Genomic DNA, 25739 nt, shown 5'->3' on the forward strand with positions numbered 1-25739 from the left:
GCGCGTGCCGGGGGCTCGCCCCGGCACGGTTCACGCGCAGGACTGCTTACATGTTGGCGGGGTATTCGCCGGGGCCGCCGGCGCGGTTGGACGCCTCGTAGTTCCTGACTTCCTGCCGGACTTGCGCGCGGTCGACCGGCTTGCCGGCTTGTTGGAGCGTCTGGTCGGGGAAGCCTTCCTGGCCGTAGACGATGCCGCCGTTGGCCTTGGCCTGCGCCAGTTCCTCAAGGACCTGGGCGCGGGTCAGCTGGGACGTGGTCGAGATGGCGGGAGGCGGGAAGTCGTTACCGTAGTTGTTGCCCTGGTCGGCATGGGCGGCGGCGCCGAACAGAGAGGCGGCGATCACGGCGGTGTAGGCAATGGCTTTCATGGCATATCTCCAAAGTAGGTGTGTCGGGCGGCTGGACATCGTGTCAACCGCCGTGCTTTGAAGATGGGCGCGCAAGAATCCTTTTAAATATCGAAGATCTGGAAATGACTTTTCCAGTTCCGCCAACAATCGGATGGTCCGCAGGCTGGCGAAGCGCAGACTAGAGCGAGAGCATTTCCTCGCCCTCGCGCGCCATGGCGTCGCGGGCGTCGCCCCGTTCCTGTCCGGGGGCACAGGCGATCCGATCGCGTCCCTGCCGCTTGGCGGCATACAGCAGGACGTCGGTGCGGGCGAAAAGCTCGTACAGCGGCTCGTCCACCCGGGACTGGGCGATGCCGAAGCTGGCCGTCACGGCGAAATCGCCTCTCGGCATTTCCAGGCGCGTCAGGGCCAGTTGCGCGCGTATGCGCTCGGCAACCTGGACCGCGCCGGCCGCCGGCGTGCCGGGCATCAATATCGCGAATTCGTCGCCGCCCAGGCGCCAGGCCATGTCGCCGGTGCGGGTGCAGTCGCGGATGATCCGGCCGATTTCGGCCAGCGTCGCGTCGCCGGCGGCGTGGCCATAGGTGTCGTTGATGGCCTTGAAGGTGTCCAGGTCCAGCAGCACCAGGCTGAACGGATACTCCGGATGCCGCTGCAGGCGCTCGAGACTCAGGTCTTCGAAATTGCGGCGGTTCTTCAACTGGGTGAGCGGGTCGGTGATGCGTTCGTGCTTGAGCGGCGTGATGACGTCGGACAGCGCGCTGGCGAAGAGCGAGCCGCCCAGCACCAGGACGAGGCCGGCGGGCGGAAGCGCCCGCAGCCAGGCATTCGGTTGCACGAATTCCCCGGCCCGGGGCGCGACCGAGCCGGCGGCCCAGGAAATGCCCAGGAACAGGCAGGCGGAAACGAGCGGAAGCACCCAGTACAGGACCTGGTCGGCGGTGCCGCCGCGGCGCAGCGCACCCAGCCGCATCCATGCCAGGAGCAGCAGCGCGCCCAGGCCGACGCCCAGCGTATAGGCGAACGCGGGGACATCGTTCTGCATGATGTGGAAATGCAGCAGCAGGACCAGGACGGCGATGCCCAGCGCGCCCAGCGGCGAGCCTTCGGCATCGATGCCGCAGCGCGAAAGCAGGCCGCGGGCGAGCAGCAGCGCGCTGCCCACGTAGAGGACAGCGGCGGCCAGGTCGTCGCCCGTCACGTCGGCCTGGTCGAAGATGCGCAACAGGGTACCGGCGGCGTAGACGGCGAAAGCGGCCGCGTACAGCAGCAGATAGGCGCGCGCCCGCTCGTGGGCCCACAGGCAGGCGAAGCCCAGCGCGAACAGCAGGCACATGGCGGGATTGCCCAGCGCCAGGGCCTGGCTGGCGGTAAGAGGCAGGGATGAGTCCAATTTGATACTCCTGAACGACCCGGCCATGAAGCCTTGCCGGGAACAGGTAGCCGTATCTTAGAAAGGGCCGCCCAGGAATGAAACTGCTTGTAAAGAATCGTTCACCTTTGCGCGCGCGTCGTGGCCGTGAGGTTCAACCCGCGAAACGGTAGCCGACGCCGACCTCCGTCAGCAGATAGACGGGCTGGGCGGGATCGGCCTCGAGCTTCTGCCTGAGGTGGCCCATGTAGATGCGCAGGTAGTGATTGTTGCCGACGTAGGCCGGTCCCCAGACCTCGCGCAGAAGCTCGCGGTGCGTCATGACCTTGCCGCGGTGCGCCGCCAGGGTGGCGAGCAGGCGGTACTCGCGGTTGGTCAGGTGGACGGCCTTGCCGCCGCGGGTCACGGCACGCCGGGCGAAGTCCAGGGTGATCTCGCCGAAGTGGATTTCCGCGGGCTGGCCGGCTCCCCCCCGGCCATGTCTGCGCAGCAGCACGCGCACCCGTGCCAGGAGCTCGCCCACGCCGAAGGGCTTGCTCAGATAGTCGTCGGCCCCGGCGTCCAGCGCGCCGATCTTGTCGCCTTCGGCGTCGCGGGCGGACAGCACCAGCACCGGCACCTCGGTCCAGCCACGCAGTTCCCGGATCAGGGTCATGCCGTCGGCATCGGGCAGGCCCAGGTCCAGGATGACGAGGTCCGGGTGCCGGGTTCCGGCCTCGACCAGCCCGCGCTGCACCGTCTCGGCCTCGAAGATCGCGGCGCCTTCGCCTTCCAGGGCGGTGCGCACGAAGCGGCGGATGGCCGCATCGTCCTCGATGATCAGGATGTTGGGTCGGTAGTCGAACATGGAACGTCCGGTTCAGGATGGATGTCCGGCGGCGTGCCCAGGGGCAGGGTGAACGCGAAGCGCGCGCCGTGCCCGTCCGGAGCGGCCTCCAGCCGGATGTCGCCGCCATGGGCGCGGACGATGGCCTGGCAGACGGCCAGGCCCAGGCCCACGCCCGGCGTGGATGATTCACGCTCGCCGCGAGCGAATTTGTCGAAGATGCGTCCGGCGGTGTCCGGCGGCACGCCGGGGCCGTCGTCGGTCACCAGGGTGGCAAGCTGGCCACCGCGGATTTCGGTGTCGATGCGGATGATGCTGGACTCGGGGGTGTACTTGATGGCGTTCTCGAGCAGATTGCACAGTACGCGTTCGATCAGGACGCCGTCGCATTCCACCAGCGGCAGGTCGGACAGGCTGCCTACGATCACGCGCCGCTGGCCGAGCGCATCGCGCATGTAGGCCAGCGCCGATCCGACCAGTTCCTCGATGGATTGCCACTCGCGGTGCAGCGGGGCATCGCCGCTTTGCAGCCGGGCCATGTCCAGGATGTTGTCCACCATCGCGTGCATGCGGCGGGCCTGCACCGTCAGCCCGTGCAGCGCTTCGAGCACCGCCTGCGGCAGTTCCGGATGCTGGCGCTGCAAAGTCTGAGAGGTGCCGACCAGGCTGGTCAGGGGCGTGCGCAGATCGTGCGAGACGGCCGCCAGCAGCGAGTTGCGCAGTTTCTCGGACTCGACGCTCAACAGCGCGTGCTGGGCGACTTCCACATAGTGCAGGCGCTCCAGCGCGATGGCCACCAGCGTGCCGTAGGCCGTCATCTGCCGGCGGCTTTCCGCGTCGTCCAGGCCGGGGCGGCCGCCGCAGGCGATCGCCAGCACGCCGCGCGTGCGCATCGATGCCTGCAGGGGCAGGTAGTAGAAGGCGCTGGTGGACAGCGTGGCGGTGCCGGCGCCAGCGGGCTGCCCGTGGTCGTAGGCCCACTGCGCCAGGGCCGGCTCCAGGCCCGTCGGGACATCGGCCGGGGCCGCGGGCCGCAGGTGGTCGGTGGTGTCCAGGACGTACAGCACGCAATGCGTGTCGAAGGCCGCGCGGACATACGAGGACGTGGCCTCGACGATCTGTTCCGGCTGCAGCGCCGACGACAGCTCGCGCGCGAATTCGTACAGCCCGTGGGCCTCGGCCTCGCGGCGGACGGAGGTCTCGGCCTGCAGGCGCAGTCCCGCGGTCAACTGGCCGACCACGAGGCCCGCCGCCAGCAGGACGAGGAAGGTCAGCGCGTACTGGATGTCGGAAATGGCAAAGGACCACAGCGGCTGGACGAACAGGAAGTCGAACAGCGCGACGCTGACCAGCGAGGCCAGGGCGGCCGGCCCGCGGCCGTGGCGAAGCGCCACTCCGATCACCGCCAGCAGGAACAGCATGACGATGTTGGTCTGGTGCAGCACCGGGAAGGCCAGCGAGGACAGCGCGGCCGCGGCGCCGCAATACGCCAGCGCCCAGAGATAGGCGGGCAGGCGGGAAGCGCCGCGCGGCTCGCGCTCGCCTGCAGGCGGCGCCGCCACGCGCGCCTGCGCGGGCAGGGGCGGGGCGGCGATGCGGATCACGTCGATTTCCGGGCAGGCGGCCGCCAGCAGGTCGGCGAAGCTGTGGCGATGCCAGATCCAGCCCGGCGCCAGCAGGCGCGACAGCAGGCCCGACAACGACAGGCGCAGGCGCCGCAAGCCGCCCGGCGCGGAGCGGCCCAGCACGACCTTGGTGATGTTGTGGCGCCGCGCATAGCGCACCACGGCCTCGACCAGGTCGGTGCCGCCCAGGACCTCGGTGCGCGCGCCCAGCGACTCGGCATGCGCCAGCACGCGCCGCAGGTAGTCGTGCCGGGCGGCCGGCTGGGGCTGGACGCTCAGGCTTTCTACGGTGACCACGTGCAGTTCGCAATCGAGCTGCTGGGCGAGCCGATGTGCATTGCGCACCACGTGGCCGGCATCGTCGGCGGCGACGCAGGCCAGGACCGCTTCGCGCGTGCGCCAGATGTCGGTGATGGACCGATCCAGCCGGTAGGCCTGCACGTCGTCGTCCACGTGCTCCGCGGTGCGCCGCAAGGCCAGTTCGCGCAGCGCGATCAGGTTGCCCTTGCGGAAGAAGTGGCTGGCCGCGTGCCGGGCCTGCTCGGGCAGGTAGACCTTGCCCTGGCGCAGGCGGCGCAGCAGTTCGTCGGCCGAGGTGTCGACCAGGATGATCTCGTCGGCGTCGTCGAACACGGCGTCGGGCACGGTCTCCCGTATCCGCACGCCGGTGATGCCGCCCACCGCCTCGTTCAGGCTGTCCAGGTGCTGCACGTTCAGCGTGGTCCAGACGTCGATGCCGGCCGCGAGCAATTCGTGCACGTCCTGCCAGCGCTTGTCGTGGCGCGACCCTGGAACGTTCGAGTGGGCCAGTTCGTCCACCAGCACCAGGGCGGGCCGCCGGGCCAGGGCGCCGTCCAGGTCGAATTCCTTCAGCGTCCGTTCGCGGTAGCGGATCTCGGCCTGGGGCAGCGTGGGGATGCCGGCCAGCAGGGCCATGGTTTCCTTGCGCCCGTGCGTTTCGACGACGCCGGCCACCACGTCCGCGCCTTGCTCCATCCGGTGACGCGCGGCTTCCAGCATGGCGTAGGTCTTGCCGACGCCGGCCGAGGCGCCGAAATAGATGCGCAGCCGGCCGCGCGCGGCCGGCTGCCCGGCGGCATCGAGGTTCCTGAGCAGGGTATCGGGATCGGGACGTCCAGGGGCGGCGGATGCCATGTATGGGATCGGGGCGTGATCGGCGGGTCAGGGGCGGGGCAGCCGGTCCAGCGCCAGGTTGAGCTGGAGTACGTTTACCACGGGTTCGCCCAGTATGCCGATGAATGGCCGCTCCGTATGCGCGGCGATCAGTTGCTCTACCTCGTCCGCCGGCAGGCCGCGCTCGCGCGCGACCCGGGGCGCCTGGTAGCGGGCGCCCGCCACGCTGATGTGGGGGTCCAGGCCGCTGCCCGAGGCGGCGACCAGGTCGACCGGGATGGGCGCCGCGTTGCCGGGGTCGGCCTGTCGCAGCGCCACGGCGCGTTCGCCCGCCAGGCGCGCCAGGTCGGGGTTGCGCGGCCCCAGGTTGGAACCGCCCGAGGCTTGCGCGTTGTACGGGCGTTCGGCGGTGGCCGAAGGGCGGCCCCAGAAATAGCGGGGCGAGGTGAACGACTGCCCGATCAGCGCCGATCCGACCGTCGTTTCGCCTGACTGGACGGGCGATCCAGCCGCCTGGTGCGCAAAGGCCAGTCGGGCGAGGGCGGTGGTGGCCAGCGGATAGAGCAGGCCGGTGACGAGGGAGAGCGCGGCGAATACCGCCAGCGCGGGCCGCAGCACGCGTTGCCGGGCGAGAGAGGAATCAGGGGGCATGGGAGTCTCCGAAAGCGGGTGGGTCAGGCCAGTCCGGTGGCGGCCAGGATCATGTCGATCAGCTTGATGCCGGCGAAGGGCACCAGCAGGCCGCCCAGCCCGTAGACCAGCAGGTTGCGGCGCAACAGCGCGGCCGCGCCCAGCGGCCGGTAGCGCACGCCCTTCAGGGCCAGCGGGATCAGCACGATGATGATGAGCGCGTTGAAGACCACGGCCGACAGGATGGCCGACGACGGCGAGGCCAGCCGCATGACGTTCAGCGCGGCCAGTTGCGGGTAGACGCCGGCGAAGGCCGCCGGAATGATCGCGAAATACTTGGCCACGTCGTTGGCGATACTGAAGGTGGTCAGCGCGCCGCGCGTCATCAGCATCTGCTTGCCGGTCTCGACCACCTCGATCAGCTTGGTCGGGTCGGAGTCCAGGTCGACCATGTTGCCGGCTTCCTTGGCGGCCTGGGTGCCGGAATTCATCGCCACCGCCACGTCGGCCTGCGCCAGCGCGGGGGCGTCGTTGGTACCGTCCCCGGTCATGGCCACCAGCCGGCCGTCGGCCTGGTAGCGGCGGATCAGCGCCAGCTTGGCCTCGGGCGTGGCCTGCGCCAGGAAATCGTCCACGCCCGCCTCTGCCGCGATGGCCGCCGCCGTGAGCTTGTTGTCACCGGTGATCATCACCGTCTTGATGCCCATGCGGCGCAGTTCTCCGAACCGTTCCCGCATGCCGGGCTTGACGATGTCCTTGAGCTCTACCACGCCCAGCGCGGCGCGGCCGTCGCACACCACCAGCGGCGTGCTGCCGCGCCGGCCCGCATCGTCCGCCGCGCGCGCGACGGCCTCGGGCAGCATGGCGCCCTGGCCGGCCAGCCAGTCCTGCATCGCGTCGACCGCGCCCTTGCGTATGCGGCGGTCCGCCAGGTCCACGCCGCTCATGCGGGTATGGGCCGAGAACGGTACGAATGCGGCGCCGGCGGCCGCTTCTGGCATGTGCCCCAACTGGCGGGCCGCCAGCGCGGCGATGCTGCGTCCTTCGGGCGTCTCGTCGGCCTGCGATGCCAGGCAGGCGGCGCGCGCCAGCACGTCGGCCGCCACGCCGGGCGCCGGATGGAAGGCGCTGGCCTGGCGGTTGCCGAAGGTGATGGTGCCGGTCTTGTCCAGCAGCAGCACGTCCACGTCGCCGGCCGCCTCCACGGCCCGGCCCGAGGTGGCGATCACGTTGGCGCGCATCATGCGGCTCATGCCGGCCACGCCTATCGCCGAGAGCAGGCCGCCGATGGTGGTCGGGATCAGGCAGACCAGCAACGCGACCAGCGCGGTGATCGCGATGACCGTTCCCTGGCCGGCGGCGGAAATGGCGAAGAACGAGAAGGGAAGCAGCGTGGCGACGACCAGCAGGAAGACCAGCGTCAGGCCCACCAGCAGGATGTTCAGCGCGATCTCGTTCGGGGTCTTCTGGCGCCGCGCGCTTTCCACCATCGCGATCATGCGGTCCAGGAAGCTTTCGCCGGGATTGGCCGCCACCTGCACGATGATCCAGTCCGACAGCACGCGTGTGCCGCCCGTCACCGACGAGAAGTCGCCGCCGGCCTCGCGGATGACGGGCGCCGATTCTCCGGTGATGGCGCTTTCGTCCACCGAGGCGATGCCGGCGATGATCTCGCCGTCGCCCGGGATGGTGCCGCCCGCCTCGACCAGCACGATGTCGCCCTTGCGCAGGCTGCCCGACGGGCGTTCCGTCACGTGACCGCGATAGGCCTCGGCCGTTGCCGGCGTGCCGGCGGGCACGCCCTGCACCACCCGGGCGATCACGGTGGTGCGCAGCCCGCGCAGCGCGGCGGCCTGCTGTTTGCCGCGTCCCTCGGCCAGCGCCTCGGCGAAGTTGGCGAACAGCACGGTGAACCACAACCATGCGGAGACGGCGAACATGAAACCCGTATCGGCATCCGCGTGGCCGAACAGGCCGGCGATCCACAGCAGGGTGGTCAGCATGCTGCCCACGTATACGGTGAACATGACCGGATTGCGGACCTGGGTCGAAGGCCGCAGCTTGAGCAGGCTCTCTTTCAGGGCCGTGCCGAGCGGGATGCCGGACAGCGCGCGCCGGCCAGGCACCGCGGCGGCGGGGTGGGGAAGGGAAGGTTCCAGGTGCGTAGACATGAGGATGCCCGTCCAGGCGTTCAGGGTTGCAGGTGTTCCGCCACCGGCCCCAGGGCCAGCGCGGGGATGTAGGTCAGCGCGCCCACCATCAGCACGGCGCCCATGAGCAGCACGACGAACAGCGGCCCCGTGGTGGGCATGGTGCCCGGGCCGGCGGGGATGCGCCGCTTGGCGGCCAGCGATCCGGCCAGGGCCAGGACCGGCACGATGATCCCGAAGCGGCCGCACCACATCGCCAGGGCCAGCAGCACGTTGTAGAAGGGGGTGTTGGCCGACAGGCCGGCGAAGGCGCTGCCGTTGTTGTTGGCGGCCGAGGACAGCGCGTACAGCACTTCCGAGAAGCCGTGGGCGCCCGGATTGAATATCCCCGCCTGTCCGCCCGGCAGCGACACGGCCGCCGCCGTGCCCAGCAGCACCAGCAGCGGCGTGGCCAGCAGCACGATGGCCACCATCTTCATGTCGTGGCTTTCGATCTTTTTGCCCAGGTATTCGGGCGTGCGGCCTATCATCAGGCCGGCGATGAACACGCCGGTGATGGCGAAGACCAGCATGCCGTACAGGCCGGAGCCGACGCCGCCGAACACCACTTCGCCCAGTTGCATCAGCAGCAGGGGCGGGAAGCCACCCATCGCCGTCAGCGAATCGTGCATGGCGTTGACCGCGCCGCACGAGGCCGCTGTGGTGATCACCGCGAACAGGGCGCTGGCGGCGATGCCGAAGCGGCTTTCCTTGCCCTCCATGTTCCCGCCGGCCGACAGCGCGGAGGGCGCGGCGTCGATGCCCGGCTGCGCCAGCATGGGGTTGGCCTGTTGTTCGAAGTAGCCGGTGGCGAGCACGGACAGCACGAACAGCACCGTCATCGCGGCCAGGATCGCCGCTCCCTGGGCGCGGCTGCCCACCAGTTCCCCGAACGCCATGCACAGCGCGGCGGGGATCAGGAAGATCGCCAGCATCTCCAGGAAGTTGCTGGCCGCCGTGGGGTTCTCGAAAGGGTGCGCCGAATTCGCGTTGAAGAAGCCGCCGCCGTTCGTGCCCAGCAGCTTGATGGCTTCCTGCGAGGCGACCGGCCCCATGGGCAGGGTCTGCGCCGCGCCCTCCAGCGTATGCACGGTCTGGTAGGCGTCGAAGTTCTGGATCACGCCCTGGCTGACCAGGAACAGCGCGAGCAGCAGCGACAGGGGCAGCAGCACGTACAGCGTCGAGCGCACCAGGTCGGCCCAGAAGTTGCCGACCGTGCCCGCGCCGTGCCGCGCCAGTCCGCGCATCAGCGCGAACAGCACGGCGATGCCGGTGGCCGCCGACACGAAGTTCTGCACGCCCAAACCCAACATCTGGGTCAGGTAGCTCATGGTCGTCTCGCCCGCGTAGCCCTGCCAGTTCGTGTTGGTGACGAAGCTCACCGCCGTGTTCAAGGCCGAGTCCGGCGCCACCGCCCCGAGGCCGGCGGGGTTCAGCGGCAGCCATCCCTGTACGCGTTGCAGCGCATACAGCGCGGCCAGGCCGACCAGATTGAAGGCCACGGCGGCCACCGCATAGGCCTTCCAGCCGGTTTCCAAGGCCGGATCGATGCCGGCAAGCCGGTAGATGACCCGTTCGGCGGGGCGGCCCCAGGCGGTCCACCGCGACGGGCCCGCGTCCATGGCAAGACGGATGTAGCGGCCCAGGAAGGGGGCGATCGCCAGAAGGACCGCAAGGTAGAGCGCCAGCAGAAGGAGCAGCTTGGTATCCATCAGAATTTCTCCGCCTTGAACAGGGCGACGAGCAGATAGACGAACAGGGCCGCGGCCGCCACCGCCCCGGCCAGGTGCAGCCAGGTCATGGCGTTTCTCCTTGCGACAGCGCCGCGCAGAACTGAATCAGCCCGATGGTCGCGCGCGCGATGACGACCAGGCCCAACAGGTAGATGAGATCCATTTTTTCCCGCCGATGCGGACTCCACGATGGGCGGGGGCGGCTTGTTCGTCCCCATGCCCGACGCCTGCCAGCGTAAGGAGACGGGCGTAAAAACGGGGTATAGCTTGGGCGGACGGGTATAAAAATGGCGTAAAAATCGCGGCGGTCGGCGGCGCGTTAAGCTATCGCCCATGACCAATGCGGGGACCGCCGTGCGCGTTCCCCACGTGCCGAGGAATATCGTGTTTACCGGAATCATCCAGGGCACCGCCCAGATCGCCGCCATGAACGACCGCGAGGGCCTGCGCACCTTCACGATCGAGTTTCCGCCGGGTTTCTGCCAGGACCTGGCCATAGGCGCCAGCGTCTCGGTGGACGGCGTCTGCCTGACGGTCACCGAGATCGCCAGTCCCACCGCCGCCTCGTTCGATGTCATGCTGCAAAGCCTGAACATCACCACGTTGTCCGAGTACGGCGTGGGGTCGCGCATCAACGTCGAACGCGCCGCCAAGGACGGGGCCGAGATCGGCGGCCACCCGTTGTCCGGCCACGTCGACTTCACCACCACCATCGCCAGCATCCGCAGCTCGGACACGAACCGCGTCATGCGCTTCACCATTCCCGAGGCCTTTCGCAAATACGTCTTCGCCAAGGGCTACATCGCCATCAACGGCGCCAGCCTGACGGTGGCCGAGGTCAACCGGGCCGAGGGCTGGTTCGAGGTCTGGCTGATTCCCGAGACGCGGCGCATGACCACGTTCGAGGAAAAGCAGGTGGGCGACCGGCTCAACATCGAGATCGAACGCGGCACGCAGGTGGTGGTCGATACCGTGCGCGAGACCGTGCAGGAAAGCCTGGGCAAGCTCCAGCCCCTGCTGGAGGCCGTGCTGAAAGAACGCGGGATCGAGCTGGAAGACCTGTTCCCCGCGCCCAAGTCGCTGAAGTAGCCGGGGCCGGCTCCGGGTTTGCGAGAGTTGCGGCCTCGCATGCCGCTGGTATTATTTACCTACCGTTCGGTAAGTAAATAAGCCTGCCATGTCCGCACCCGCTTCCCACCCCGCTCCCCGGCGCCGCCAGGGCCGCCCGCCCGTGGTGGCCGACGCGCGCGAGCGCATCCTGCTGGAAGCCTCGAAGCTGTTCGCGCAAAGCGGCTACGAAAGCAGCTCCATCGGCGAACTGGCCGCCGCCATCGGTGTCTCTAAGCCGGCCATCTATCACTACTTCGCCACCAAGCAGGACATCTACGACGCCATCATCCTGCAGGCGCTGCAAGGCCTGACCGATGTCGTCGTGCCGGCCGTGAACGCCCAGCCGGCCCCGCTGGACAAGCTGCGCGTCTTCATGACGGCGCATGCCGCCTACCTGGAACGCAACTACTGGAGTTTCGTCGCCATGCTGGTGGGCTTCAGCGGCATGAGCCCCAGCTACCGCGACGACGCCGCGCGGCTGCGCGACGCCTACGAACGGCTGCTGCGCCAGATCCTGGAGCAGGGCGCGCGCGAAGGCGTGTTCCGGCCGGGGCAGGTCGTGACCTCGGGCCGCGCCGTGCTGTCCCTGCTCAACTGGATGGCGCGCTGGTTCAAGCCCGGCCACGGCAGCACGGCCGAACAGATCGCGCTCGACTATTTCGAACTTCTATCCGCCGGCCTGTGCGTCAGGCCGGCGGCCACTTCCTGATGGGGACTGTCATGTCGTTGGATGCCGATACCTTGAATTTGCTGATCGAGGCCACGCGCACGTTCGTGGCCGAGCGCCTGGTTCCGCTCGAGGCCGAAGTGGCCGAAACCGGCGTGATTCCGCCGCAGGTGCGCGAAGAGATGCAGGCGCTGGGCCTGTTCGGCCTGTCCATCGCGCCCGAATACGGCGGGCTGGGCCTGAACATGGAAGAAGAGGTGTTGATCGCGATGGAGCTGGGCCGCACGTCGCCGGCCTTCCGGTCGCTGGCGGGCACGAATATCGGCATCGGTTCGCAGGCCATCGTGCTGGCGGGTACCGACGAGCAGCGCAAGCACTACCTGCCGCGCCTGGCCAGCGGCGAACTGATCGGCTCGTTCGCGCTGACCGAGCCGGACGCGGGGTCCGATGCGCTGTCGCTGCGGACCTCGGCGCGCCGCGACGGCGACCATTACGTCCTGAACGGCACCAAGCGTTTCATCACCAACGCCCCCATCGCCGGCCTGTACACCGTCATGGCCCGCACGGGAGAGGGGCGCGGGGCGGGTGCGATCTCGTGCTTCCTGGTCGAGGCCGGCACGCCCGGCATCACCCTGGGCAAGCCGGACCGCAAGATGGGCCAGGCCGGCTCGCTGACCTGCGACATCGTATTCGACGATTGCCGCGTGCCCGCCAGCGCCCTGCTGGGCGGGGAAGAGGGCAACGGCTTTCGCACCGCCATGCGCGTGCTGGACAAGGGCCGCCTGCACATCTCGGCCGTCTGCGTCGGCATGGCCGAACGGCTGATCGCCGAATCCGTGCGCTACGCCACCGAACGCAAGCAGTTCGGCCAGCCCATCGCCGATTTCCAGTTGATCCAGGCCATGATCGCCGACAGCCAGACCGAAGCCTATGCCGCCCGGACCATGGTGCTGGACGCGGCCCGCAAGCGCGATCGGGGCGAACCGACGACCCTGGAGGCTTCCTGCTGCAAGCTGTTCGCCACCGAAATGGTCGGGCGGACAGCCGACCGCGCCGTGCAGATCCACGGCGGATCGGGCTACATTGCCGAATACGCGGTCGAACGCTTCTATCGCGACGTCCGCCTGTTCCGCCTGTACGAGGGAACCTCGCAAATACAGCAACTCGTCATCGCGCGCGAAACCATCAAGGCGCACACGGCCTGAGGGCCGCCAAGGGAGGCAGGAATAAATGGCACGGATCAATAGCGTGGGGATAGTCGGCGCGGGCGCCATGGGACGGGGCATCGCCCAGATCGCGGCCCAGGCGGGGCTGCGCGTCTACCTGTACGACACCGCCCAGGCGGCGCTCGCGTCGGCGCGCGACAGCCTGCGCGACACCTGGGACAAGCTGGTGCAGAAGGGCAAGCTGGAAGCGCCCCGGGCCGAGGCGGCACTGCAGGCGCTCACCCTGTGCGAGGACCTGGGACGGTTGCGCGACTGCGAGCTCGTGGTCGAGGCCATCGTCGAACGGCTGGATGCCAAGCAGGGGCTGTTCCGGCAGCTCGAGGACATCGTTGCAGAAACGTGCATCCTGGCCTCGAACACCTCGTCCCTGTCCATCACCGCGATCGCCGCGGCATGCCGGCTGCCCGCGCGCGTGGCGGGCTACCATTTCTTCAACCCCGTCCCGCTGATGAAGGTGGTGGAGGTCATCGACGGCCTGCGCAGCGATCCGGAGGTGGGCGACGCGCTGGCCGAACTGGCCCGCCGCATGGGACACACGCCCGTGCGCGCCAAGGACATGCCCGGCTTCATCGTCAACCACGCCGGCCGGGGCCTGAATACCGAAGGGCTGCGGGTGCTGCAGGAAGGCGTGGCCGATTGCGCCCAGGTCGATGCCATCATGACCGGCCAGGCGGGGTTCCGCATGGGGCCCTTCGAGCTGATGGACCTGACCGGCCTGGACGTCTCGCATCCGGTCATGGAGTCCATCTACCGCCAGTTCTTCGACGAGCCGCGTTTCCGCCCCTCGCCGCTGACCACGGTGCGCCTGGCCGGCGGACTGCTGGGCCGCAAGACGGGCCAGGGTTTCTACACCTATGCCGATGGCAAGAAGCAGGCCGCGCCCGAGGTCCCGCCCCCTTCGGTCGCGCAGATGCCCGAGGTCTGGGTATCGCCGGCGCGCCCGGAGGCGCGGGCGGTGGTGGTCGAGCTGCTGGAGCGCCTGGGGGCGCGGGTGCAGCAGGGCGACCGTCCCGGCGACGATGCCTTGATCGTGGTCACGCCCCTGGGCGAGGATGCCACCACGGCGGCGTGCGACCAGGGCCTGGATGCCCGCCGCACGGTGGCGGTGGACGTCCTGCACGGCCTGCCCGAGGGGCGCCGCCGCACCCTCATGGCTACGCCGCTGACCGCGCAGGCGTGGCGGGACGCCGCCGTGGCCCGCTTCGCCTCCGACGGCGCGCCGGTGACGCTGGTCCAGGATTCGCCGGGCTTCGTCGCCCAGCGCATCGTCGCCACCATCGTCAACATCGCCTGCGAGATCGCCCAGCAGGGCATTGCCACGCCCGAGGACATCGACCGCGCCGTCACGCTGGGCCTGGGCTATCCCAAGGGGCCGCTGGCCATGGGCGACGCGCTGGGCGCCCCGCGCATCGTCGAGATCCTGCGCAACATCGTGCGCGTGACCGGCGACATGCGCTATCGGCCCAGCCTGTGGCTGCAGCGCCGGGCCCAGCTGGGGATGTCGCTGCTCGATCGCTAGCCCCGTGCACCGCGCGCGGGCGCGGTCACGAAAGAGATCGGCGGGGACGGCGCCATATCTTCTAAAATGCGGCGCTGTTTGATGGAGGATGTAATGGGACTCTTCATGGACCCCCGCCGGCAGCCCGAGGACACGCGCAGCAGCTACGCGCGCCGCCGCGCGCCATGGCTGGTGCTGGTGGCGATCGGCTGCAGCGCCTATGTGCTGTCCAGGGGCTACCCCAGCTATACCGGCTGGCTGGCGATGATGGTGACCTGGGTGGCGGCCGTGCTGGCCATCACCACCGCGGACTGGAGCGACTTGCGCAGGAAATGAGACGCCCTTGACTGTCGCCAGCCAACACCCCCTGGCGGCCGAGCTGGTCGCGGTGCTCGTCGCCGCCACCGACGCCGAGCCGCTGGTCCTGACCACGCACGATGGACGCATGCTGCCGTCCGGACCCTTCGAGTCCGGCCACCGCTCGCTGCAGGCCGGCCTGCGGGCCTGGGTGGAGGAGCAGACGCACCATCCGCTGGGCTACGTCGAGCAGCTCTATACCTTCGCCGACCGCGACCGCACCGAACAGAACACCGAGCAGCGCGTCATTTCCATCAGCTATCTGGCCCTGACCCGGCAGGGGCCGGTTTCCGGCGCCGATGCCGCCTGGCACGGGTGGTACCGCTATTTCCCCTGGGAGGACAGGCGCGCGCCGTCGGCCGAACTGGGAGAACTGATCGATGGCGCGCTGCGCGCATGGTGCCGGGCGGGCGCCGATGCCGCGCAGCGCCGGGCCCGGCTGCAACGGGCCGAGGTCTGTTTCGGCCTGGACGGCCGTGCCTGGAACGAGGAACTGGTCCTGCAGCGCTACGAACTCCTGTTCGAGGCGGGGCTGGTGCACGAAGCCATCCGCCGCGCCGGCAGGACCGGGCTGCCCCACCTGGGCGAGCCCATGCGACACGACCACCGCCGCATCCTGGCCACGGGCATCGCGCGCCTGCGGGCCAAGATCAAATACCGCCCGGTGGTGTTCGAGCTGATGCCGCCGTCCTTCACGCTGCTGCAATTGCAGCAGGCCGTCGAGGCGCTGGCCGGGCGGTCGCTGCACAAGCAGAACTTCCGCCGTTTCATCGAGCAGCAGCAGCTGGTCGAGGAAACCGGCGCGCTGTCCACCGAGACGCCGGGGCGCCCGGCCAAGCTCTTCCGCTTCCGCGGCGACGTGATGCTGGAGCGTGCCCTGAGCGGCAGCAAGCTCCCGCTGGTTCGCGGCAACTAGGGCCCATTCCCGGCCTGTGCCCGCCTCCTTTTGGCGGGAGCCGGCCTAAGCCACTGGATCGTCTCTTTCAGGTTTCCACGTATTGACAGCCCTTATGCTCATATCTAGCATAAAGAGCACGGCTAGAGCCGCGATTTTTTTCAACGGAAAATACTCATAATGAGCATAAATAACCTCAGCGCCCATGCCCGGGGTGCCCACGAGGCCTGGGACATCGCGCCGCTGCCCTCGGTCATGATCGAGCCCCTGGTGCGCGCCACCCTGTTGGAAGACCTGGGCCGCGCCGGCGACGTCACCACGAATGCCATCGTGCCCGCCGGCCATCGCGGCCGTACGGCCATGGTGGCGCGCCAGCCCGGCGTGGTCGCCGGCATGGACGTGGCGCGCGTGGCGTTCGGCCTGATCGATCCCGACATCCGTGTCGACGTGCGCAAGCCGGACGGCAGCCGTATCCAGCCGGGGGACGTCATCGCGGTGGTGGAGGGCAACTCGCGCGCCATGCTGACGGCCGAGCGCACCGCGCTCAATTTCCTGTGCCACATGAGTGGCATCGCATCGGCGACGGCCTCGGTGGTCGATGCCATCGGCGCTGCGCGGTCGCGCGTGGTGTGCACGCGCAAGACCATGCCGGGGATGCGCATCGTGCAGAAATACGCGGTCCGCGTGGGTGGCGGCTCCAACCATCGCTTCGGCCTGGACGACGCGGTGCTGATCAAGGACAACCATGTGGCGATCGCCGGCAGCGTCGCCGAAGCCGTGCGGCGTGCGCGCGCCGGCGTGGGGCACCTGGTGAAGATAGAACTGGAAGTCGATACGCTGGAACAGCTGGACGAGGCGCTGGAATTGAAGGTGGACGCCATCCTGCTGGACAACATGAGCGTCGAGACCATGGCCGAGGCGGTGCGCCGCGTGGACGGCCGCGCGGTGACCGAGGCCTCGGGGCGCATCACCCCCCAGACCGCGCCGGCCGTGGCCCGTACCGGCGTGGACCTGATCTCGATCGGCTGGCTGACGCACAGCGTGGGCGTGCTGGACATCGGGCTGGATCACGCGCCCGCATAGTCGCTATATATAGGGAAGGAAGCTGCGGGAGCGGCTTTCTTCCCGTTCCCCGGGGCGAGTTGCACGCGCCAGAAAAACCGTGCTATAGTCTCTTTCTCGACGCAAACAACGCAGCGATGCGAAGCAAGCGAAGAGTGAGGAAGGCAGTTTTGGCAGCGGTTACGCGTTAAGCGGGCGCAGCGAATCAGCCGACCGAAAGAAGGAGCCTTGCGGCAGGGTGGTAGCGCGGCAAGGGTCTAGCGAATCGAAATTGGCAGCGCTAACGACGATTTGACAGACGTAAAAAACTTCTTCATAATCTCGTTTCTCTGCTGATGACGCAGCGCTAGCAAGACAGCGCAGCGAACGGCAGGGAAGTGAAGCAGTAGGCAGTGCCGCTCTTTAACAAATAAACAGCCGATAAGTGTGGGCGCTTGGTTGGGCGCGAGACGGTTGGGTCGGGTAACCGGACCAGTCGATCGACGCAAAAGAAATCAAGTGCTCATATGAAGAAGTTTGTAGGTAAATCATTTATCTGCAATTTCTTTGAGTACGCAAGCGATCGTGCCATGGGTTTCGACCCATAGTACGAACAAATCTAGAGATTGAACTGAAGAGTTTGATCCTGGCTCAGATTGAACGCTAGCGGCATGCCTTACACATGCAAGTCGAACGGCAGCGCGGACTTCGGTCTGGCGGCGAGTGGCGAACGGGTGAGTAATGCATCGGAACGTGCCCAGTAGCGGGGGATAACTACGCGAAAGCGTAGCTAATACCGCATACGCCCTACGGGGGAAAGGGGGGGATCGCAAGACCTCTCACTATTGGAGCGGCCGATGTCGGATTAGCTAGTTGGTGGGGTAAAGGCCTACCAAGGCGACGATCCGTAGCTGGTTTGAGAGGACGACCAGCCACACTGGGACTGAGACACGGCCCAGACTCCTACGGGAGGCAGCAGTGGGGAATTTTGGACAATGGGGGCAACCCTGATCCAGCCATGCCGCGTGTGCGAAGAAGGCCTTCGGGTTGTAAAGCACTTTTGGCAGGAAAGAAACGGCGCCGGCTAATATCTGGCGTAACTGACGGTACCTGCAGAATAAGCACCGGCTAACTACGTGCCAGCAGCCGCGGTAATACGTAGGGTGCAAGCGTTAATCGGAATTACTGGGCGTAAAGCGTGCGCAGGCGGTTCGGAAAGAAAGATGTGAAATCCCAGGGCTCAACCTTGGAACTGCATTTTTAACTCCCGAACTAGAGTGTGTCAGAGGGGGGTGGAATTCCACGTGTAGCAGTGAAATGCGTAGATATGTGGAGGAACACCGATGGCGAAGGCAGCCCCCTGGGATAACACTGACGCTCATGCACGAAAGCGTGGGGAGCAAACAGGATTAGATACCCTGGTAGTCCACGCCCTAAACGATGTCAACTAGCTGTTGGGTTCTTCGGAGCTTGGTAGCGCAGCTAACGCGTGAAGTTGACCGCCTGGGGAGTACGGTCGCAAGATTAAAACTCAAAGGAATTGACGGGGACCCGCACAAGCGGTGGATGATGTGGATTAATTCGATGCAACGCGAAAAACCTTACCTACCCTTGACATGTCTGGAATCCCGAAGAGATTTGGGAGTGCTCGAAAGAGAACCGGAACACAGGTGCTGCATGGCCGTCGTCAGCTCGTGTCGTGAGATGTTGGGTTAAGTCCCGCAACGAGCGCAACCCTTGTCATTAGTTGCTACGAAAGGGCACTCTAATGAGACTGCCGGTGACAAACCGGAGGAAGGTGGGGATGACGTCAGGTCCTCATGGCCCTTATGGGTAGGGCTTCACACGTCATACAATGGTCGGGACAGAGGGCAGCCAACCCGCGAGGGGGAGCCAATCCCAGAAACCCGATCGTAGTCCGGATTGCAGTCTGCAACTCGACTGCATGAAGTCGGAATCGCTAGTAATCGCGGATCAGCATGTCGCGGTGAATACGTTCCCGGGTCTTGTACACACCGCCCGTCACACCATGGGAGTGGGTTCTACCAGAAGTAGGTAGCCTAACCGTAAGGAGGGCGCTTACCACGGTAGGGTTCATGACTGGGGTGAAGTCGTAACAAGGTAGCCGTATCGGAAGGTGCGGCTGGATCACCTCCTTTCAGCGCGTAAAGCGCTTGATCAAGTGTCCACTCTTATCGGTTGTTCGTTAAGCTGGATCGGTGAGGAAAAGGGGCAAGCGCAAGATGCTTGACGTTCCTTGGCCTGGGATGCAGATCCGAAGAATATGGGTCTGTAGCTCAGTCGGTTAGAGCACCGTCTTGATAAGGCGGGGGTCGTTGGTTCGAATCCAACCAGACCCACCAGTATGCAGAAGCGTGAGTTTCTGTGGGGGTTTAGCTCAGCTGGGAGAGCACCTGCTTTGCAAGCAGGGGGTCGTCGGTTCGATCCCGTCAACCTCCACCATTTTCGGTGGGAATTCCTCGGATCACCAGAATTCAGGTTTAAGCGCAGCGTGCTGTGCTTAAAGCTGGGCTTTGGCTCGGTGTAGTACGATTTGGCTGTTCTTTAACAATTTGGAAGAAGCAACAACAGTAATGTTGTTCGACACGCTGGTGAAGAGCCAGTGGAGTATTGTCGGACAACGGGTTGTGATTGCATATATCAGTTCCAGAATGCTCATGTTCTGGAACGGCACAAACGCTAGAGTAAACCAGCCTATAGCCGCTACGGTTATAGGATCAAGCGACTAAGTGCATGTGGTGGATGCCTTGGCGATCACAGGCGATGAAGGACGTAGTAGCCTGCGATAAGCTGCGGGGAGCTGGCAAACAAGCTTTGATCCGCAGATTTCCGAATGGGGAAACCCACCGCTTCGGCGGTATCGTTAACTGAATCCATAGGTTAACGAGGCGAACCGGGTGAACTGAAACATCTCAGTAACTCGAGGAAAAGAAATCAACCGAGATTCCGAAAGTAGTGGCGAGCGAAATCGGAAGAGCCTGTACGAGTTAGCTTCGGTGATAGAAGAACGGTCTGGAAAGTCCGGCCATAGCAGGTGATAGCCCTGTATTCGAAATCTCTGAAGTGGGACTAGGCGTACGATAAGTAGGGCGGGACACGTGTAATCCTGTCTGAAGATGGGGGGACCATCCTCCAAGGCTAAATACTCGTGATCGACCGATAGTGAACCAGTACCGTGAGGGAAAGGCGAAAAGAACCCCGGAAGGGGAGTGAAATAGATCCTGAAACCGCATGCATACAAACAGTCGGAGCCTCCTTGTGGGGTGACGGCGTACCTTTTGTATAATGGGTCAGCGACTTACATTCAGTGGCAAGCTTAACCGAATAGGGGAGGCGTAGCGAAAGCGAGTCCGAACAGGGCGTTCAGTCGCTGGGTGTAGACCCGAAACCAGACGATCTATCCATGGCCAGGTTGAAGGCACGGTAACACGTGCTGGAGGACCGAACCCACTAGTGTTGAAAAACTAGGGGATGAGCTGTGGATAGGGGTGAAAGGCTAAACAAGTCTGGAAATAGCTGGTTCTCCCCGAAAACTATTTAGGTAGTGCCTCGAGTATTACTCCAGGGGGTAGAGCACTGTTATGGCTAGGGGGTCATGGCGACTTACCAAACCATTGCAAACTCCGAATACCTGGAAGTACAGCTCGGGAGACAGAGCACCGGGTGCTAACGTCCGGACTCAAGAGGGAAACAACCCAGACCGCCAGCTAAGGTCCCCAAATATCGCTAAGTGGGAAACGAAGTGGGAAGGCATAGACAGTCAGGAAGTTGGCTTAGAAGCAGCCATCCTTTAAAGAAAGCGTAATAGCTCACTGATCGAGTCGTCCTGCGCGGAAGATGTAACGGGGCTAAGCGATATACCGAAGCTGCGGATGCACAGTTTACTGTGCGTGGTAGGGGAGCGTTCTGTAAGCCTGCGAAGGTGGCTTGTAAAGGCTGCTGGAGGTATCAGAAGTGCGAATGCTGACATGAGTAGCGATAAAGAGGGTGAAAGGCCCTCTCGCCGTAAGTCCAAGGTTTCCTACGCAACGTTCATCGGCGTAGGGTGAGTCGGCCCCTAAGGCGAGGCAGAGATGCGTAGCTGATGGGAAGCTGGTTAATATTCCAGCACCGTCGTTTAATGCGATGGGGGGACGGATCGCGGAATGTCATCGGGGTGTTGGAAGTCCCCGTTGCTGCATCGAAGAAGGCACTTAGGCAAATCCGGGTGCGTAATTCAAGGGTGTGGCACGAGCGAACTTGTTCGCGAAGTGATTGGAAGTGGTCCCAGGAAAAGCCTCTAAGCTTCAGTTAAACGAGACCGTACCGCAAACCGACACAGGTGGACGGGATGAATATTCTAAGGCGCTTGAGAGAACTCAGGAGAAGGAACTCGGCAAATTGATACCGTAACTTCGGGAGAAGGTATGCCCTGGTAGCGTGAGGCGCCCGCGCGCTGAGCGTGAAAGGGTCGCAGAGAATCGGTGGCTGCGACTGTTTAATAAAAACACAGCACTCTGCAAACACGAAAGTGGACGTATAGGGTGTGACGCCTGCCCGGTGCCGGAAGGTTAAGTGATGGGGTGCAAGCTCTTGATCGAAGCCCCGGTAAACGGCGGCCGTAACTATAACGGTCCTAAGGTAGCGAAATTCCTTGTCGGGTAAGTTCCGACCTGCACGAATGGCGTAACGATGGCCACACTGTCTCCTCCTGAGACTCAGCGAAGTTGAAATGTTTGTGATGATGCAATCTACCCGCGGCTAGACGGAAAGACCCCATGAACCTTTACTGTAGCTTTGCATTGGACTGTGAACCGGTCTGTGTAGGATAGGTGGGAGGCGTTGAAACCGAGTCGCTAGATTCGGTGGAGCCGTCCTTGAAATACCACCCTGATTTGTTTGCGGTTCTAACCTTGGCCCGTTATCCGGGTCGGGGACAGTGCATGGTGGGCAGTTTGACTGGGGCGGTCTCCTCCTAAAGGGTAACGGAGGAGTTCGAAGGTACGCTAGGTACGGTCGGAAATCGTGCTGATAGTGCAATGGCATAAGCGTGCTTAACTGTGAGACTGACAAGTCGAACAGGTGCGAAAGCAGGACATAGTGATCCGGTGGTTCTGTATGGAAGGGCCATCGCTCAACGGATAAAAGGTACTCTGGGGATAACAGGCTGATACCGCCCAAGAGTTCATATCGACGGCGGTGTTTGGCACCTCGATGTCGGCTCATCTCATCCTGGGGCTGTAGCCGGTCCCAAGGGTATGGCTGTTCGCCATTTAAAGAGGTACGTGAGCTGGGTTTAAAACGTCGTGAGACAGTTTGGTCCCTATCTGCCGTGGGCGCTGGAGATTTGACGGAGCCTGTTCCTAGTACGAGAGGACCGGAATGGACGTACCGCTGGTGTACCGGTTGTCATGCCAATGGCATTGCCGGGTAGCTATGTACGGAAGAGATAACCGCTGAAGGCATCTAAGCGGGAAACTCGTCTGAAGATAAGATCTCCCGGGGGCTTGACCCCCCTGAAGGGCCGTTCGAGACCAGGACGTTGATAGGTCGGGTGTGGAAGCGCAGTAATGCGTTGAGCTAACCGATACTAATTGCCCGTGCGGCTTGATCCTATAACCCTGGCGGTTGTAGCGTGTGCCGCAGTCACACACCAGGTAGCCTCGCTACCAACACTGTTGTGCTTCTTCCAATTGGGCAGGTTGTTCGAGCCTGCGACGCAGCAACCCTGCGCGCGATCAACAGCCCGCCAACAAGTTAAAGCCTGACGACCATAGCAAGGTGGTCCCACTCCTTCCCATCCCGAACAGGACAGTGAAACGCCTTTGCGCCGATGATAGTGGACGGACGTCTGTGAAAGTAGGTCATCGTCAGGCTACCCTCCCTCAAAACCCCCGACCGGAAACCCGGCCGGGGGTTTTGTCTTTCAAGCGTCGCTTTTTCTCAATCGCGGATACGCGAACCGTCGGGAAGAAAACGTTCGCTTCCAATGACGGCACCGGATGCATCGTAGCTGCGTTCCGATGAACGGTTGCCGCGTGCGTCATAGGTCACTTCCCGCTTGAGCTTGCCCGCCGGGTCATATTCCCGGTGTGTGCCCACTGGACGGAACTGTCCCTGGAATACGCCCGCGGACTGCAGCTTGCCCTGGTCGGAAAAGCGTTCCACGTACTTGCCGGGCAGGCCGCCGGGTTCGCGCAGGGATTGATCCACGCGGGTTTCCTTGACCTGGCCGTTCAGATACCAGGTCGTTCCCTTGATCTCGTTGCCGCCCAGGAAGGTTTGATCGCGCAGGGGCTTGCCGTCTTCGCTCCATTCCCGCTCGACGGCTTCCGTGGCTGTCTTGCCGCCGCGGCTCCGTTGGCGCTCGATGACTTCATAGATCAACTGGCCGTTGCGGCCGTATTCCTTGGTATGTCGGCCACCTTCCACGGATTGGACGATGGTCTGGCCAGCCAGGGAGGGGTTGCGTTCGGCGTGGGCGGTAGCGCCCAGCAGCGCGATGGCAAGCGCGGTCGCGCAGGCAGCCAAGCGGCGCGGTGTAGACATCATGGACGAAGACCTCTGAATGCGATCCCCAACCATAACTTCCCGGGCGGCCGCTTGTCGCGACCACCCCGTAAAGCAGTGTTACCGCGTACCGAGGATGGATGCGTCGTAGATCGCCGACAGGGGCGCCGACTCGGGGGTGATCAACCCGTTCTCGATATAGTGGTTGCGCATTTTCTCTATGGTCGACAGCTTGGTCTTGCCCGAAGGATTCAGCGAGACGGTGGCAAACAGCCTTTCGGCCATGGCCTGGTCCACCTTGAACAGCTTCATCAGGCGATCGAGGCTTTCCTGGCGCGGCGCCTTGCCGATGTGTTGCACGGCTTCGAAGATGGCCGTGGCCGCTTCCCGGACCAGCCCGGGTTTCTCCTTCAGCGTGCTCCGCTTGGCCAGAACCACGTAGGGGTCCCAGTCCGTGCCCACGTAGTCCGAGACCTTCGCCATGCTGCGCAGCAGATTGTCCCTGTCGGTCAGGATGCCCGTATGTTCCGTCGTGACCCAGATATCGGCCTTGCCTTCCTTGAGCGCCGTGTAGTTGGTGCCCACGCCGCCGGTGGGCACATAGACGATGTCGTCCTGGCTGACATCGAGCGACTTCAGGAAGAGGTCGACATAGAAGCGGTCGGTGCCCGCCAGCTGGGTGACGGCGAAACGCTTGCCCTTGAGGTCGATGAGCGCGATGGGGTTGTCCGCCAGCGTCCACATGTGCCACTCGGCCCGGGTGCCCAGGTCGCCGATGATGGTGAACTGGACGCCCTTGCTCAGATAGTTGATGGTCGCGCCCATGCCGTAGAGCCGGACGTCGCAGTTGTTCTCGGCTTCGGGCGTCCACTCGCGGCGATCGTCGATGGGCACGGGGTCGACGGGCTTGATGCTGTGCTTGTCCCAGAGCCCCAGGTCCTGGATCGTCGCGTTGATCAGGGCCGTGCCGGGGACGGTCCGTACGCCTATCTCGTAGGTGAAGGGAGTGGGTTCGCTGGGGACCGGCGCGGGATCGCCGTCGCCGCCACAGCCCGGAAGCCAGGCGGCGGCCGGGAGCACGGCCATGGTCTTGAGCAGGCGCCGGCGTGCCGGCTGGAGGATGAAGGGGGGAAGCGGAAGGCGCTGCATGGGATTCTCCTGGGTGGAAGGGGGATGTCAGGCAACCGTGCCGACGACCGAGGCATCGAAGATCGCGTCGATGGGCAGGGCATCGCGTTTGATCACACCGGTGTCCACGTAGTGGTTGCGCATCTTTTCTATCGTCGACAGCTTGATCTTGCCGGTGGGGTTCAGCGATACGGTGGATAGCAGCCTGCCGGCGACGGCCTCGTTGACCTTGAAGCGCTGCATGAGGCGGGCCACGTTTTCCTGGCGGGGGGCCTGGTCGATGTGCCGGACGGCCTCCAGGATGGTGGCGACGGCTTCCTTCACCAGCGCGGGCCGTTCGGCCAGCGTGCGCCGCTTGGCGACGATGACGTAGGGATCCCAGTCCTTGCCGACGAAGTCGGAGATCCTGGCGACGCTTTGCAGGCGTTGCTCACGGTCGATCAGGATGGCGGCGTGTTCGGTGGTTACCCAGATGTCGGCCTGGCCGCTGCGCAGCGCCTGGTAGTTCTGCGGCACGCCGCCGGTGGGCACCAGGGTGACGTCGTCCTGGCTGACGCCCAGCGACTTCAGGAACAGGTCGACATACAGCCGGTCCGTGCCCGACAACTGCGTGACGGCGAAACGCTTGCCCTTGAGCTGCCGCGCATCGACGGGCCGATCGGCCATCGACCACATGTGCCATTCGGCCCGCGTCCCCAGATCCGCGACGATGACGAAATCCACCCCCTTGCTGAGGTAGTTGATGGTCGCACCCATGCCATACAGGCGCACGTCGGAGTGGTTTTCTTCCCCCGGACTCCAGGTCCGCCGGTCGCCGCCGCCCAGGGGAGGCGGCACGACCGGCTTCAGGCCGTGCTTGCGCCACAGGCCGAGGTCCTGGGCGGTAGCGTCGATCAGCGCCGTACCCGGCACGGTATTCACGCCCATGGTGAAGGTGAACTCGGTCAGGTCGCCCTGGGCGGCACGTGCGGGGCCCAGCCAGCAGGCGGCGGGGAGAAAGGCTGCCGTGGCCAGCAGCCTGCGGCGGGCAGCCTGCTGCGGCGAGAGCGAACTGCCAAGGAATGGCGCGATGAGCATGGTCGTTGTCTCCTGTCTGATTGTTTTGTATATAAAAATAGTTTTCGAATACTAAACTTGACGCAAGCTTGCCGGCAAGTCAGGTCATTCCCTGCGTTCGTGGAGGTCACAATTCGGACCAAATGGTTCGATACGCTATGGAAGCGAGAGAGACAGGGCGTGAACAGGACCCGGGGGGAGGTCCCGGCCAGGCGCGTGTCGGCCGTGCGGATGGCGGAAGCGCCGATGCCGGGAGCTAAGTGGTTTCTCTAGGGAGGCGGGAGAATGCCGGCAACAATGAATGTTGCACTTTCATCGGAAATCGCTGGCGAGCGCTTACCATCGAATGGTGGCCGGCCTTGCAGGAAGATGGACGCGTCGCGGATTTCG

At 65.0% G+C, this 25739-nt stretch carries 18 protein-coding genes, 2 tRNA genes and 3 rRNA genes; 12 read left to right on the top strand and 11 right to left on the bottom strand.

The genetic code is table 11. The features are described 5' to 3' along the window. Positions 1-46: 46 nt before the first annotated feature. The 8 genes from R4823_RS08285 to kdpF all read right to left on the bottom strand — a co-directional run bounded on the left by R4823_RS08285 (position 47) and on the right by kdpF (position 9929). Positions 47-370, bottom strand: coding sequence for a DUF4148 domain-containing protein (locus R4823_RS08285; protein WP_176400637.1), 324 nt, complete (start codon positions 368-370; stop codon positions 47-49). 160 nt (positions 371-530) lie between these two features. Beyond that, complete coding sequence (locus tag R4823_RS08290) at positions 531-1745, bottom strand: GGDEF domain-containing protein (RefSeq protein ID WP_279820039.1); 1215 nt, start codon at positions 1743-1745, stop codon at positions 531-533. A 133-nt stretch (positions 1746-1878) separates the two neighbouring features. After that, a complete protein-coding gene (kdpE, locus tag R4823_RS08295; protein WP_338618212.1) occupies positions 1879-2571 on the bottom strand; it encodes a two-component system response regulator KdpE in 693 nt (230 codons plus the stop codon). Continuing rightward, positions 2544-5330: a sensor histidine kinase KdpD gene (locus R4823_RS08300; protein WP_087836861.1), complete on the bottom strand. Its 2787-nt coding sequence runs from the start codon at positions 5328-5330 to the stop codon at positions 2544-2546. The genes kdpE and R4823_RS08300 overlap by 28 nt, the downstream gene beginning before the upstream one ends. Before the next feature lie 27 nt (positions 5331-5357). Then, the gene (kdpC, locus tag R4823_RS08305) at positions 5358-5960 is read right to left on the bottom strand and encodes a potassium-transporting ATPase subunit KdpC (protein WP_087836862.1); all 603 of its coding nucleotides are present in this window, start codon (positions 5958-5960) and stop codon (positions 5358-5360) included. Positions 5961-5983: 23 nt separating this feature from the next. Continuing rightward, a complete protein-coding gene (gene kdpB / locus R4823_RS08310) occupies positions 5984-8110 on the bottom strand; it encodes a potassium-transporting ATPase subunit KdpB (protein ID WP_087836863.1) in 2127 nt (708 codons plus the stop codon). 20 nt (positions 8111-8130) lie between these two features. Continuing rightward, positions 8131-9840: a potassium-transporting ATPase subunit KdpA gene (kdpA, locus tag R4823_RS08315; protein WP_338618215.1), complete on the bottom strand. Its 1710-nt coding sequence runs from the start codon at positions 9838-9840 to the stop codon at positions 8131-8133. Then, complete coding sequence (gene kdpF, locus R4823_RS08320) at positions 9840-9929, bottom strand: K(+)-transporting ATPase subunit F (RefSeq protein WP_132980717.1); 90 nt, start codon at positions 9927-9929, stop codon at positions 9840-9842. The genes kdpA and kdpF overlap by 1 nt, the downstream gene beginning before the upstream one ends. A gap of 316 nt (positions 9930-10245) precedes the next feature. Here kdpF and R4823_RS08325 point away from each other — a divergent pair, with 316 nt between their 5' ends. The 12 genes from R4823_RS08325 (at position 10246) to rrf (ending at position 22531) form a co-directional block, all read left to right on the top strand. Further along, positions 10246-10950 (top strand): riboflavin synthase subunit alpha, encoded by a 705-nt coding sequence (locus tag R4823_RS08325; protein ID WP_087836866.1) that lies wholly within the window; start codon positions 10246-10248, stop codon positions 10948-10950. An 88-nt stretch (positions 10951-11038) separates the two neighbouring features. Further along, a complete protein-coding gene (locus R4823_RS08330; protein ID WP_087836867.1) occupies positions 11039-11680 on the top strand; it encodes a TetR/AcrR family transcriptional regulator in 642 nt (213 codons plus the stop codon). 11 nt (positions 11681-11691) lie between these two features. Further along, entirely contained in the window at positions 11692-12843 is a 1152-nt protein-coding gene (locus R4823_RS08335; RefSeq protein WP_087836868.1) for an acyl-CoA dehydrogenase family protein, read from the top strand. 25 nt (positions 12844-12868) lie between these two features. Next, positions 12869-14383: a 3-hydroxyacyl-CoA dehydrogenase gene (locus tag R4823_RS08340; RefSeq protein WP_087836869.1), complete on the top strand. Its 1515-nt coding sequence runs from the start codon at positions 12869-12871 to the stop codon at positions 14381-14383. A 93-nt stretch (positions 14384-14476) separates the two neighbouring features. Beyond that, a complete protein-coding gene (locus R4823_RS08345) occupies positions 14477-14698 on the top strand; it encodes a hypothetical protein (protein ID WP_087836870.1) in 222 nt (73 codons plus the stop codon). 7 nt (positions 14699-14705) lie between these two features. Then, a complete protein-coding gene (locus R4823_RS08350) occupies positions 14706-15635 on the top strand; it encodes a hypothetical protein (RefSeq protein ID WP_087836871.1) in 930 nt (309 codons plus the stop codon). A 159-nt stretch (positions 15636-15794) separates the two neighbouring features. After that, on the top strand, positions 15795-16697 hold the full coding sequence (gene nadC / locus R4823_RS08355) for a carboxylating nicotinate-nucleotide diphosphorylase (protein ID WP_087836872.1): 903 nt from the start codon (positions 15795-15797) through the stop codon (positions 16695-16697). Between the two features lie 586 nt (positions 16698-17283). Beyond that, a 16S ribosomal RNA gene (locus tag R4823_RS08360) occupies positions 17284-18814 on the top strand. 127 nt (positions 18815-18941) lie between these two features. Continuing rightward, positions 18942-19018 (top strand) — tRNA-Ile (locus R4823_RS08365). A gap of 24 nt (positions 19019-19042) precedes the next feature. Then, positions 19043-19118, top strand: a tRNA-Ala gene (locus R4823_RS08370). Positions 19119-19391: 273 nt separating this feature from the next. Next, a 23S ribosomal RNA gene (locus R4823_RS08375) occupies positions 19392-22270 on the top strand. A 148-nt stretch (positions 22271-22418) separates the two neighbouring features. After that, positions 22419-22531, top strand: a 5S ribosomal RNA gene (gene rrf / locus R4823_RS08380). Together the 16S, 23S and 5S rRNA genes with 2 tRNA genes alongside form the textbook arrangement of a ribosomal RNA operon. A gap of 67 nt (positions 22532-22598) precedes the next feature. Here the strand turns inward: rrf and R4823_RS08385 are convergent. The 3 genes from R4823_RS08385 to R4823_RS08395 all read right to left on the bottom strand — a co-directional run bounded on the left by R4823_RS08385 (position 22599) and on the right by R4823_RS08395 (position 25370). Next, complete coding sequence (locus R4823_RS08385) at positions 22599-23207, bottom strand: hypothetical protein (protein WP_279820974.1); 609 nt, start codon at positions 23205-23207, stop codon at positions 22599-22601. Positions 23208-23285: 78 nt separating this feature from the next. After that, positions 23286-24314, bottom strand: coding sequence for an ABC transporter substrate-binding protein (locus R4823_RS08390; protein ID WP_087838160.1), 1029 nt, complete (start codon positions 24312-24314; stop codon positions 23286-23288). A 27-nt stretch (positions 24315-24341) separates the two neighbouring features. Next, entirely contained in the window at positions 24342-25370 is a 1029-nt protein-coding gene (locus R4823_RS08395; RefSeq protein ID WP_338618222.1) for an ABC transporter substrate-binding protein, read from the bottom strand. Between the last annotated feature and the right edge of the window lie 369 nt (positions 25371-25739).

Source organism: Pigmentiphaga sp. CHJ604 (assembly GCF_036972535.1).
Lineage (GTDB): Bacteria > Pseudomonadota > Gammaproteobacteria > Burkholderiales > Burkholderiaceae_B > Pigmentiphaga > Pigmentiphaga daeguensis.

Coding starts and splice junctions, on each gene's coding strand:
- R4823_RS08285 (WP_176400637.1), bottom strand. CDS start 370: ATGAAAGCCATTGCCTACACCGCCGTGATCGCCGCCTCTCTGTTCGGC.
- kdpE (WP_338618212.1), bottom strand. CDS start 2,571: ATGTTCGACTACCGACCCAACATCCTGATCATCGAGGACGATGCGGCC.
- R4823_RS08300 (WP_087836861.1), bottom strand. CDS start 5,330: ATGGCATCCGCCGCCCCTGGACGTCCCGATCCCGATACCCTGCTCAGG.
- kdpC (WP_087836862.1), bottom strand. CDS start 5,960: ATGCCCCCTGATTCCTCTCTCGCCCGGCAACGCGTGCTGCGGCCCGCG.
- kdpB (WP_087836863.1), bottom strand. CDS start 8,110: ATGTCTACGCACCTGGAACCTTCCCTTCCCCACCCCGCCGCCGCGGTG.
- kdpA (WP_338618215.1), bottom strand. CDS start 9,840: ATGGATACCAAGCTGCTCCTTCTGCTGGCGCTCTACCTTGCGGTCCTT.
- kdpF (WP_132980717.1), bottom strand. CDS start 9,929: ATGACCTGGCTGCACCTGGCCGGGGCGGTGGCGGCCGCGGCCCTGTTC.
- R4823_RS08330 (WP_087836867.1), top strand. CDS start 11,039: ATGTCCGCACCCGCTTCCCACCCCGCTCCCCGGCGCCGCCAGGGCCGC.
- R4823_RS08335 (WP_087836868.1), top strand. CDS start 11,692: ATGTCGTTGGATGCCGATACCTTGAATTTGCTGATCGAGGCCACGCGC.
- R4823_RS08340 (WP_087836869.1), top strand. CDS start 12,869: ATGGCACGGATCAATAGCGTGGGGATAGTCGGCGCGGGCGCCATGGGA.
- R4823_RS08345 (WP_087836870.1), top strand. CDS start 14,477: ATGGGACTCTTCATGGACCCCCGCCGGCAGCCCGAGGACACGCGCAGC.
- nadC (WP_087836872.1), top strand. CDS start 15,795: ATGAGCATAAATAACCTCAGCGCCCATGCCCGGGGTGCCCACGAGGCC.
- R4823_RS08385 (WP_279820974.1), bottom strand. CDS start 23,207: ATGATGTCTACACCGCGCCGCTTGGCTGCCTGCGCGACCGCGCTTGCC.
- R4823_RS08390 (WP_087838160.1), bottom strand. CDS start 24,314: ATGCAGCGCCTTCCGCTTCCCCCCTTCATCCTCCAGCCGGCACGCCGG.
- R4823_RS08395 (WP_338618222.1), bottom strand. CDS start 25,370: ATGCTCATCGCGCCATTCCTTGGCAGTTCGCTCTCGCCGCAGCAGGCT.